Genomic DNA, 9,421 nt, shown 5'->3' with positions numbered 1-9,421 from the left:
CGTCTCCAACCTGAAAGCGAATGCCCGAATGACCCCCATCCATGCGCCGAAGCTCGCGACCAGCGGCGACCGATCGATCGGAAGCCGCATCGCGGCGTATCGGACCGCTCAAGGTCTGAGCCAGACCGCGCTCGGGCAGGCGCTCGGGGTCACGTTCCAGCAGGTCCAGAAGTACGAGAAGGGACGCAACCGCGTCGGAGCCGCCCGACTTCAGGCGATCGCTGATTTCCTCGACGTCCCGGTCTCGACCTTCTTCGACGATCCGGCAGAGACCGGCGATGGCAGGGAGTCGATCCAGCACCTGTTGCAGGATCCCGATGTGCTGACCCTGATCAGGACATTCGCCGGCATCTCCGACAAGACGACCTGCAGCAGTGTGTTGTCGACCGTGAAGGCCGCAGCCAGCCTGCAAAACGGGATGGTCGAGAAAACCGGGTGACGCCCGGCGCCTCGGACCGAAGCGGCTGGCGTCGTAACAAACTGAATTCTCTCTTTTACGCCTTTGCCGTAGGATCGTGATCCATGACGAAGGCTCCCGTCGATCAATCCGATCTCAAGGCGAGGCTTGAGCGCATCGCGCACGAACTCGGCCTGACCATCGGCGATTTGTATGGGCCGGCCGATCCGCATTCGCGGCATTCCGAAACCCGCGCGTTGGTCGAAGCTTTTGATCGCATCATCGCCATTGAAGCTCGCGCTCGATGTATCGCCTTCGTGACCGCAGAGGCCGACAAGTCGTAGCTCGACTGAAGTTGCCGATGCGATCAGATAAACCCGCTCCCCGAGTGCCCCTTGAAGGTGCTCGCCCGGCGTATGTAGCCGACGGCCGTGCGAGGGGCGCGGTGGCCTGACTGATCCACGATCCGGGCGAGATCCACGCCGGACACCATCCGACCAAGCCGCTTCTCGAAGCCAGCGGCTTCGAAGCTAGACAGCAGCAGCTATCAAGCTGTCCGTGCAAGGCCGCCGTCGTACCAGGGCCGGCGATTAAGAATGAACCGACCGGCTGGTCGAGGGTTCTGAAGGAACCGGCCATGATACTCCCCGGGGGTATCACAGATGCCCATCAGACTGGTGGGGGCCGATCAATCAGGTTGAGCCCATGTTCTACGTCGACAAGCGCATGCAGTATCCCGTGAAGGTCGAGAGCCCGGACCCCGTCTACGCGCGCATGCTGCAGCAGGCGATCGGCGGCATCGAGGGCGAGATCCGCGTCTGCATGCAGTACTTCTTCCAGGCCTGGGGTTCCCGTGGGCCGACGACGAAGTATCGCGACATGCTCCTCAACACCGCGACCGAGGAGATGGGCCACATCGAGATGCTGGCGACTGCCGTCGCGATGAACCTCGAGAACGCCCCGACCAAGCTCCAGGAAGCGGGGGGCGCCGATGCCGTCGTCGGCGCGGTGATGGGCGGCGAGAACCCGCGCCACGTGGTCGAGGGCATGCTGCACCGGCACCTGCTCTCCACCGGCATGGCCGCCTTCCCGGCCAACTGCGAGGGCGTGCCCTTCGACATGAGCCACATCTACGCGAGCGGGAACCTCGCCGCCGACATGTACTGCAACGTCGCCGCCGAGACGACGGGACGGGTGCTCGCAGTCCGGTTGTCGAACGCGACCAACGATCCCGGCATGAAGGACATGTGGAGCTTCCTGATCGCGCGCGACACGATGCACCAGCAGCAATGGCTCGCGGTGATCGAGGAACTCGGCGGTCACGAGGGCAATCTGCCGATCCCGAACAGCTTCCCGCAGAGCGCGGAGCACCAGAAGTACAATTACAGCTTCTTCGCCACCGGCGTCGAAGGCTCGCCTGCGCCCGAGGGCCGCTGGACCAGCGGCCCCTCGCTCGACGGCAAGGGCGTCTACAACGTCGTCCAGAACGCGCCGATGGGCCAGGAGCCGGTGCTCGGTCCGGCACGCCCCGACAGCGGCGCCCAGAGCCAGCAGATCGGTTGAGCTGACGCGCGCGGGCCCTGGCGTAAGCCAGGGTCCGAGGTTGAAAGTCCGAGATCGGTTCGGCCTCTCTCGGACGCCATCGTCCCTTGTGCCAATCTATGTTAGATTTCTGGGGTGGTGGTAGCGGATACGAGCGTGAGTGAAGGCAGCATCGTCGACGGCAGGGTCCATCTGACTCGCAGTGAGGAGGAGAAGCGACCACTCCTGACACGTCTGAGCCGTATCGAGGGTCAGGTTCGTGGCCTGCGGACGATGATCGAGCAGGATCGCTACTGCTTGGACGAGGTCCAACAGGTCAATGCGATCAGCGCGGCGCTGCGTGAGGTGGCCTTAGCCATCATTGCTCAGCATGTGACGATGGGCGTGCAGATCGCTGTCCGGGACGGCTCACCGGACGTTGCCATCGACGACGTGATGTCCGTCCTACGGGCAGCGATGCGCAAAGGAGAGTGAGCTGAAATTACAAGCTCACCGGTCCTCGTAAAGTCATAGAAATCCGCTCGCCGACTGTCCCTTGAACGCGTTCGCGCGCCCGATGTAGCCACCGACGGTCCGCGGATCGCGGAGCCCCGATTGATCCATGATCCGAGCGAGGTCTGCACCCCGCTCCGCCGCCGAGGTGATGTAGCCGGCCCGCAGCGAGTGTGCCCCGAACGTCGAGGCATCAAGCCCGGCGGCGGTGCAGTACTGCTTGATGATGTCAGCGACGGCCTGGGTTGTCAGGCGAGGCTCGAGGAGTTCGGCTCCTACGTCCTCCGCCGAACCCTCACGGCCTAAGTTTAACTTAGCCTTCCGCACTTTCCCCGACCGCGAGACCGGCCTAAACACCGGCCCCCCCGAGATCCCGGCCGCATCAAGCCATTCCCGCACGAGGGCAACAGGCCGGATGAAGCGCCCATGCGGTATCGCTTTCTCGAACCCCTGCCCTTCCTGATCCACCTTCGACCGGCGCACCATGACGCGCAGATCTCCCGTGTCCTCGCGGAGGTCCGCCACGTCGAGCGCGACCAGCTTGGACCGGCGGAAGGCCCCGGCGAACCCGAGCGCCAGCAGCGCCCGGTTGCACTTCCCTGTCAGGGTGCCTGGCGTCCGCATCAGGATCGCGGCCATGATGTCGGCGGTCGTGGCGCCCTCTGCGTCGGGACCGTGCCGATCCGGCAGCGGATGCCCTTGGAGCCCGAGGAGATTGCCGAAGCCGTCCTGTGGATGTGTTCGGACCTCGGCGCGTTCGTCACCGGCGCGTCGATCTAGGTCGACGCTGGTTGGTCGCTCTGAGGCGCAGTTCTGCAAACGACAAAGGATGGATCCCATGGACATCAAGCGCAGCGGAAGTCACCCCTCGGTCCCCGGCGCGATAGGCCTTCAGTCGACATGGACGGCGAGCTTCATCTTTGGGTGCACGCCGCAGAGGACGAGGAAGTCGCCCCTTTGCGGGAACACCATCGTGGTGCGGCTGCCGGGCTCCTGGTCGCCGAAATCGCGGTGGACCCCGTCCGCCTCGATATAGGCGTGGTGGACGGACGTCGCCTCTTCGTTGGACAGCACGATGGATCCGCCGGCCTGCAGGGTGACCGCCTGGAAGCCGAATTGCTTGGCTTTCTGAATGACGATGCCGGCGACGGTCGATGCGTTGGCGTAGGCCTGGAGGCACACGAGACAGCAGGCCAACCCTGCTGCGGATGCGAGAACGCGCCGCTTTATCGAAGCTCCCATAAGATAGACCCACACTTTATTTTCGTTTTGATCCCCCGGCATGATTACATCGAGAAAGTTTCGATAGTATTTCTGGTGCTAAGAATTAGATAAATTAGTTAATATCCCGATAATGGCGATGTTTAAGTTATAGCTTTGTCCATAAGAGGCCGGAGTATATGCTCGATGTTCTGGCCCAGCGAAAACCGAGCCAATCTCCCAGATAACCGGCGCACCACTTCCGCCCTGAGGTTCCGACGTCACTGTCCAAGCAGTCGGCAAACCACTTCGTGCACCTATGCGGCGTCTGCATCAGGGACCCCGCGCCTGGAAGTGGACGGACCGAAATCCCTCCCACTCCCTTCTTGTTGGTCGTAGGGCGGACCTGCGGGTCCCGGCCCATGACGGGCATACGGCTACCGCCCCATTTCCTCGAAAGGGAGGCTGTCGACACACATCATTGTGTCAGCAGTAGCCGGCCCGAGACCGGGCCGACACCCTTCGGCACCGGCACGCTCGTTGCGCTATAGTTGGCGTTAAGGACGAGGTTCGGCCCTTCGTAGAGGTTGATTTGTTGGGCTACGATCACGGTGTAGGCCGACTGATCCGCCACCGGCTTCGTCGCATCGATCACGAGGCGTCCGGCTGGCAAGTAGATTGTACCGAGCATGGTACGGGCGTTGTCGCTGATGATGCGATAGGTTCGCATCGGCTTGGTCTGCCCTAGTGGAGTTGGCGTCGGGGGCGGTGGCCCCAGAGCCGGCAGCAGGGCGCCGATGAGGCCGTTCGCCAAGCCGACTACGGGATCCAGCGGGGTACTGACGGTTCGTTCCTCCGAAATCAGAAGGCCTGCCATCACCCCAAGTGTGGGGGCGCTAAGACTGATTGTGCTGCCTTTGTCGAAGAGCAGCCCCGCCGTGTTGCCGGAGAAGTACAGCGATACGTCCGTACCAGACAATGTTCCCTTATCGTAGACCATCAGCGGCCCGTCCTTGATGACGTACGTGCCCGACTTGAGCGTGACAACGGCGTTTTTGGAGATCTTCAAGCCACCGCAATAGGTGCCCGGATCGAGCGTTGCATTCTGATCAATCTCGTTCTTGCTGATATCACCCTTCTTGTTGGCCGATAATGGTATTGAGAGGCATGCACCGATCGTTGGCGACGCACGGTTCTTCAGCGGATCATCAATTGCCGGACACCCGGCCTGCGGCACGGGCGCGAAGTTCGCGCGAAGCCCAAGGTAGCCGCCAGCTGAGCAGATCGTGTCGGCGCGCGCCATCGCGTTGTCGCCGCCGACCATGCCGGTGGCGTTGACCGAGTTCGAGTACAGCGAGCAGCCATAGGCGGTGACCTGCGCGTTCTTCTGCAGATTGAACGAGCCGGCAGCAAAAGGATCGAGCGTCAGCATGCACAGGCGCATTCGCCCAACGACGCTTGCCTGCGCCTTCACCGTGAGACTGGCGGCGGGCATCCCAACGAAGCTACCGAAAGTCAGCTTGAAGGTCTCGGCGGCGGAGGCGGCGACATTGGTTTTGTCGGACGCGACCGTCACCTGCACTGTCAGTGGCCGGTCAGATGGCGACTTCGCCTCGGATCGGACCGTCTGCTCGGTGACGCCGATCACTGCGGCCGTGGTCGACATCGCGAGCTTGAGGGCGTTGCCGCCGGCCAGGACGCCAGCATCGACGGCCGCCTGCAACTGGGCCCGTCGGGCGGCGAGGCGCGCGTAATCGACACCGCCACCAACAAGGCCGAGCAGCACCGTCGCGCAGAGGCAGAAGATGACAGCGACGGCACCGCGGCGGTCGGGTCCGAAGGAGCGTGCTGTGCCTAGCCAGTCTTGGCTCATGCCGTTGCGGCCTATACAGACCGATCCCTCATCTCACCACCCGGGCTTCTAAGAGCCAATAGTTAATGCGCCGCTCTGCCTGTCCGTATTAGTTTGATGAGTTAAGCTGAAATCCACCTGCGACCCATAATCGCCGGTCTTAAATGGTTGCATAAACAACCAAAGAAGCGGTGTTTTATGTGCTGCGAAGGGTCGTGCGCGGGCTGGGCCACCACCACCTCAAGCAGCGCCACGCCAGCCGCCACCACGACGTTGCCGGCGCCGCGCCACGGGCGCGGGGCGAACGAGAGCACAGTCGGCGCGGCTGGTATGTCCTGAAGGACGATTATCCAGCGCAGAGGACCGCCCCTCAACGGTATCCCCTCGCAGGGACGCAACCTGCCCGCCGGACCGCTCGGCCACCATGGGAGCCGACTCCGCCTCGCCAGCGTCGTCAGCCTCCGCATCCCCGTTCATGCGGTCGAGGATCGCGAGCAGGCTGTCCGCTGTGTCGAGGGCGGTCTGTGCCGCTTCCTCGATCATGCGCCGGGTCGCGGCCGGCGACGGGGCCGGAGGGACGTTCGGTGCCACGGCGCGTGGGCGGAAGGTGATGACGTTGCTCATAGCTCAGGCTTTCATGCGGGATGCGCCGGGGGCGGTTTCGGGAGCCGCGAGCCAGCCGCGGACTTCATCGGAGGTCACATCAAGCTGCGGGATCGGCGAGAGCCCGGCCGCTGCGATCAGCCCGTGCAGAAGCGCCCGGCAACGCACGTTGTCTGCATCGGCTTCGCTCCCATCCCAGGCCGCGCCTGCATCGTGCTCTAAGATTTGGGCCTTGAGCCCGAAGCCGAGAAGCGTGGTCGCCGGAAGGGCCATGGCGTGCCGAACGGTGTCCTCCCGGCCCAGGTTTGTGAAATGGCGAACCCGATCAATCGCGTTGTCCAGGTCATCGGAGAGCGGCAAGCCGGCATCATCCTCACGGGCCATGGCTTCATCGCTGACGCGAGCGAACCCCTGATATTTCGCAACGAGGGCCGTCAACTCGGCCTCCACATTGGTGGAAGAAATCTCTGCCTCGCTCGCGAGCGATGAAGCTGAGGCCGAGGGGGTATCCGCTGCGGTAGGCTGATGCCCCGCCATGTCGTGCTCCGGCGCGTACTCTCCAAAGGCGAGGTTGCGGTAAGCGGTCGGCATCCAAGCGGCGCAAGTGCTGCCACGGCATTCGAGACCGTAGACCCCTGCAGCGCGCGCGATGATGGCCGTGGCGTAAGCGAGGCGTTCGGCATCCGAGGCCAGCGGGGTGTGAAGAAGCGCCCGGAACGCGTCGCGCTCTTGCTCCGCGCGTGTGCCAGCATCCGCCGTCCCGTAGGCTTCGGCATAGAGCCGTTCCGCGTAGGCTCGCATATGTCTGTCGATCGCAATCGGCACGGCGGCAGCGGCAGATAGGGGCACGGAGGCGGCCAGCGAGCCAGCCGGCTCGGACTGGCGGTCCTTGCCCGCATTTAAGCCCGCGACCTTGGCCCTCATCGCGGCGAACCGCTCGCGCAGGGTCGGCTTGGGACCGGTGCTCGGCCGGCGCTTCATAGGATTACGCATCTCAGTAGCTCCGTAATTCGGCGTTTCAGGATTTCAGAATTTCTGTGGCTCGGTGGTTCAGGAGTTCAGAGCAGGGACGCCAGCCCCGTGAGGATGCATCCGCCCCCGATGATCGCCACGGCGGTCAGGAATTCGCCGGCCGCGCTGATGAAGCGACGGGATCGGACGAACGCGGTATCAGGACGGATCGCGGTCACGGCCGGCCAGGTCTCGTCCTCGCCTGGAAGGGCTTCGTTTGGCGGGGCAAGCCCGGCGTGCTGGCTGTAGCGATCGACGCCCGGCAACAGGCGGGACGGGGCGGGCGACAGGCGGCCCGAGGGGAAGGCGGGCGAGATCGCGACCTGCGGCAGGTTGGTACCGAAAACAGGGTCAGGTCGGCGACGCGGGCTTGTGCGATGCCGTAGCCGGGTTGGTGAGCTGCCGAGAACTCGGCTTCCTCGCTTAGCCACCAGCGTAGGTGCCCGAGCAGGGCAAGCGCGCCGAACCAGGAGGCGCAAGGCGTCGTCATCAGGGCGTCCGTCGCGGCGTCGTAGTCGTCGCTCGCGATCACGGACGTCTTGCCCTCGGGAGCGACCTGATTAGCGTCGTAGGCGGCGCGGTGGCGCTGCATGGCGGCGTGGATCGGATCGGCAGCGGCGGTGTCGAGGGCGAGGATACGGGCGTGCGTCATCGGTCGGGCTCCAAAGGGCTCGGGGAGGAAATCAGGGAAGGCGGAGGGGGAAGGGGCGCCGATCAGGTCGGACGGGGCGGCAGCACGGCACCCGGCCGGGCGAACACCTTGCGGAGCCGGCGGCGGGCGGCACGTCGAGCGCCAGTGCTACCGGCACGTTCGCCGCGGGCGGTGTGGTAGGCGGCCAGCGCCGCGGCGGTCTCGGGCGTAGTCGGCGTTAGGGCGTAGAGGTCGAGGCGGGCAAGCCGGCGGACATGGGCTAGGGAAGCCCGGTATGCGCGCCAGCCGGCGGGCATCGGCAACCCTGCGGCGGCGAGATCGGCCGCGACACGGCCCGAGGCGGAATAGGCAGCATCGGCTTTCTCGGCCCAGCGGATCGCCGGCAGCACCCGGTCGAAGGCCATGGCCGGCACCCGCGAGGACACGAGGACGAAGAAGGCGCCGAGGACGCCACGGCGGGCGAGGTCGGCCATCAGCGCGTCTCGCTCAGTTCGGCGGCGACGAGGCGCCAGCGGCGGGCGTTGCCGAGCGCCCAGGCATGGGCCTCGCGTTGATTAGTCTCGCCGGCCGCGATCCGGTACCGGTAGGAGGCCGCGAGGCGCAGGCAGATCGCGTGATCCTGCCGGGCGTGCAGCAGGCGGACGGCGGGAGAGCGGATCAGATCGGAGGCCATCGGTCCGGCCTCAGTGCGCGCGGTCGGCGCGGGAGGACTTGGCGGCGGCCCAGGCGCCCTTGAGCGCGTAGGACATGCACACGCCCCAGGCGTCGCCAGTCACTTCCAAGCGGGCCTGAGCGGAGAGGATCGCGGCGCGCATGATGGCGGAGCGGTCGAAGGAGCCGTCGCGGTGGACCAGCGGGGCGACGGTGCGGGCGAAGCGCTTGGCGCTCTCGGTCGAGGCGACGACCGCGGACTTGGCGCAGGTGACGATGCGGCGGGCGTCGGCGGTCAGGCGCGGGTCGGCGCTGCGGCTGATGTGCGAGGCGGGGATGAGGTTGGCGTAGCGCATCGGAAGGAGCGTTGCTCTAATTCGATGCCTGGGGCATTTTATGAGTCCCGAGGTACTTTCAATTCCTCAGGTATCACTCTTATCCCCTGGGTATCATTTTCTGGGACGGTCGATGCTCAGTAGCGAAATGGTGCGTGCTGGAAGAGCTTTGCTACGTTGGGAGCAAAAGGATCTCGCCGAGGCGTCGGGGGTATCGCTTCCTACGATCAAAAGTTTTGGAGCTGCGCCCGGCGCTCTAACAGCTCACGGCCCTACGATCGCAACCATTCAACGCGCGTTCGAGAGTTAGGGCCTTGAATTCATCCCCGAAAAAGGCGGGGGCTCCGGCATCCGGTTCCGGGAACCGTAAGCAATACCTCCTCCCCTGAGCTGCTATCCGAGGTCTCCCGCCTTTCTGGCCTTGCAACCGACCAGGTGCCGGAAGCGCAGAACATGACCCGGCCAATCCTGGAGCAACACATTCGTGCGCCCCTCGACGCCCCCTTTCTGCCCGCCGAGTTCGAAGTTCCGATCGGGAGAGCGTCGTGTTGGGGAAGAGGGTGAAGATTTGGTTATATCTGGGTGGTGGCCTGGTCAGCAAAAGAAAAAAAATTAGGATAAGGGTAGGTATGTCTGCACGACGACATGGCATATAACGGTGCTGTGAGACGCGCTGACGCTGCTGT

Annotated in this window: 12 protein-coding genes; 4 read left to right on the top strand and 8 right to left on the bottom strand. The window is 64.5% G+C overall.

The window, feature by feature from the left end; genetic code table 11:
• The first annotated feature begins 28 nt into the window (after window positions 1–28).
• From MKK70_RS23340 to MKK70_RS23325, 4 genes are all read left to right on the top strand, one after another.
• On the top strand, window positions 29–439 hold the full coding sequence (locus tag MKK70_RS23340) for a helix-turn-helix domain-containing protein (RefSeq protein ID WP_243950238.1): 411 nt from the start codon (window positions 29–31) through the stop codon (window positions 437–439).
• A gap of 83 nt (window positions 440–522) precedes the next feature.
• Window positions 523–741 (top strand): hypothetical protein, encoded by a 219-nt coding sequence (locus MKK70_RS23335; protein ID WP_243932229.1) that lies wholly within the window; start codon window positions 523–525, stop codon window positions 739–741.
• 361 nt (window positions 742–1,102) lie between these two features.
• Window positions 1,103–1,960 carry a manganese catalase family protein gene (locus tag MKK70_RS23330; RefSeq protein ID WP_243950236.1) on the top strand — a complete coding sequence of 286 codons (858 nt, stop codon included), beginning with the start codon at window positions 1,103–1,105 and terminating at the stop codon, window positions 1,958–1,960.
• A 135-nt stretch (window positions 1,961–2,095) separates the two neighbouring features.
• The gene (locus MKK70_RS23325; RefSeq protein WP_243932227.1) at window positions 2,096–2,413 is read left to right on the top strand and encodes a metal-sensitive transcriptional regulator; all 318 of its coding nucleotides are present in this window, start codon (window positions 2,096–2,098) and stop codon (window positions 2,411–2,413) included.
• Window positions 2,414–2,446: 33 nt separating this feature from the next.
• On the opposite strand, the gene MKK70_RS23320 is transcribed toward MKK70_RS23325, so the two are convergent.
• From MKK70_RS23320 to MKK70_RS23280, 8 genes are all read right to left on the bottom strand, one after another.
• Complete coding sequence (locus MKK70_RS23320) at window positions 2,447–3,070, bottom strand: site-specific integrase (RefSeq protein WP_243950235.1); 624 nt, start codon at window positions 3,068–3,070, stop codon at window positions 2,447–2,449.
• A 252-nt stretch (window positions 3,071–3,322) separates the two neighbouring features.
• The gene (locus MKK70_RS23310) at window positions 3,323–3,715 is read right to left on the bottom strand and encodes a hypothetical protein (RefSeq protein ID WP_243950234.1); all 393 of its coding nucleotides are present in this window, start codon (window positions 3,713–3,715) and stop codon (window positions 3,323–3,325) included.
• A 394-nt stretch (window positions 3,716–4,109) separates the two neighbouring features.
• Window positions 4,110–5,504 carry a pilus assembly protein TadG-related protein gene (locus tag MKK70_RS23305; RefSeq protein WP_243950232.1) on the bottom strand — a complete coding sequence of 465 codons (1,395 nt, stop codon included), beginning with the start codon at window positions 5,502–5,504 and terminating at the stop codon, window positions 4,110–4,112.
• Between the two features lie 606 nt (window positions 5,505–6,110).
• Window positions 6,111–7,067 carry a hypothetical protein gene (locus MKK70_RS23300; protein WP_243950230.1) on the bottom strand — a complete coding sequence of 319 codons (957 nt, stop codon included), beginning with the start codon at window positions 7,065–7,067 and terminating at the stop codon, window positions 6,111–6,113.
• A 77-nt stretch (window positions 7,068–7,144) separates the two neighbouring features.
• On the bottom strand, window positions 7,145–7,363 hold the full coding sequence (locus tag MKK70_RS23295; protein ID WP_243950228.1) for a hypothetical protein: 219 nt from the start codon (window positions 7,361–7,363) through the stop codon (window positions 7,145–7,147).
• Between the two features lie 448 nt (window positions 7,364–7,811).
• Window positions 7,812–8,222: a penicillin-binding protein gene (locus tag MKK70_RS23290; RefSeq protein ID WP_243932221.1), complete on the bottom strand. Its 411-nt coding sequence runs from the start codon at window positions 8,220–8,222 to the stop codon at window positions 7,812–7,814.
• On the bottom strand, window positions 8,222–8,422 hold the full coding sequence (locus tag MKK70_RS23285) for a hypothetical protein (RefSeq protein WP_243950227.1): 201 nt from the start codon (window positions 8,420–8,422) through the stop codon (window positions 8,222–8,224). The genes MKK70_RS23290 and MKK70_RS23285 overlap by 1 nt, the downstream gene beginning before the upstream one ends.
• A gap of 10 nt (window positions 8,423–8,432) precedes the next feature.
• The gene (locus tag MKK70_RS23280; RefSeq protein WP_243950225.1) at window positions 8,433–8,756 is read right to left on the bottom strand and encodes a hypothetical protein; all 324 of its coding nucleotides are present in this window, start codon (window positions 8,754–8,756) and stop codon (window positions 8,433–8,435) included.
• Between the last annotated feature and the right edge of the window lie 665 nt (window positions 8,757–9,421).

Source organism: Methylobacterium sp. E-041, from assembly GCF_022829665.1.
Classification (GTDB): domain Bacteria; phylum Pseudomonadota; class Alphaproteobacteria; order Rhizobiales; family Beijerinckiaceae; genus Methylobacterium.
The sequence above is the reverse complement of the archived record's forward strand: the minus strand, read 5'-3'. Positions and strand labels throughout refer to the sequence as shown.